Raw genomic sequence first — 855 nt, 5'->3', positions numbered from 1 at the left:
GGCGCGAGATCGCCATCGCCGAGACCGAGATGCCGGGGCTGATGGCCCTGCGCGAGCGTTATGCCGCCGAGCAGCCGCTGGCGGGCTGCCGCATCGCGGGCTCGCTGCACATGACGATCCAGACCGCGGTGCTGATCGAGACGCTCACCGCCCTCGGCGCCGAGGTCCGCTGGGCCTCGTGCAACGTGTTCTCCACCCAGGACCACGCGGCGGCGGAGATCGCGCGCACCGGGGTGCCGGTGTTCGCCTGGAAGGGCGAGTCGCTGGATGACTACTGGGAGTACACCCACCGCATCATGGAGTGGGGCGACGGCGGCTACCCCAACCGCATCCTCGACGACGGCGGCGACGCCACGCTGCTGGTGATGCTGGGCGCGAAGGCCGAGCAGGACCCGTCGTTCCTCGACAATCCCTCCAACGAGGAGGAGCGCGCGGCGTTCGCGGCGATCAAGAAGCGCCTTGGCGAGAAGCCGAGCTGGTACACGGGGCTGGCCGAATCGATCGGCGGGGTGACCGAGGAGACCACCACCGGGGTAGCGCGCCTGTACAAGCTCGAGCGCGAGGGCACGCTCAACTTCCCGGCGATCAACGTCAACGACTCGGTCACCAAGTCGAAGTTCGACAACCTCTACGGCTGCCGCGAGTCGCTGATCGACGGGATCAAGCGGGCGACGGACGTGATGATCGCGGGCAAGATCTGCGTGGTGCTCGGCTACGGTGACGTGGGCAAGGGCTGCGCCCAGGCGCTCAGAGGCATGGGGGCCACCGTGTGGGTCACCGAGATCGACCCGATCTGCGCGCTGCAGGCCAGCATGGAAGGCTACCGCGTGGTGGAGATGGACGAGGTCGCCGACC

The 855-nt window shown here is 68.7% G+C and carries 1 protein-coding gene; it reads left to right on the top strand.

All coding sequences use genetic code 11. The features are described from left to right. Positions 1-855, top strand: an 855-nt coding sequence (locus A0W70_RS11080) for an adenosylhomocysteinase (RefSeq protein ID WP_139150840.1), incomplete at both ends; no start/stop codon positions are given.

The organism is Halofilum ochraceum, from assembly GCF_001614315.2.
GTDB classification, from domain to species: Bacteria; Pseudomonadota; Gammaproteobacteria; order XJ16; family Halofilaceae; genus Halofilum; species Halofilum ochraceum.
This window is presented reverse-complemented; position numbering and strand designations above follow the sequence as displayed.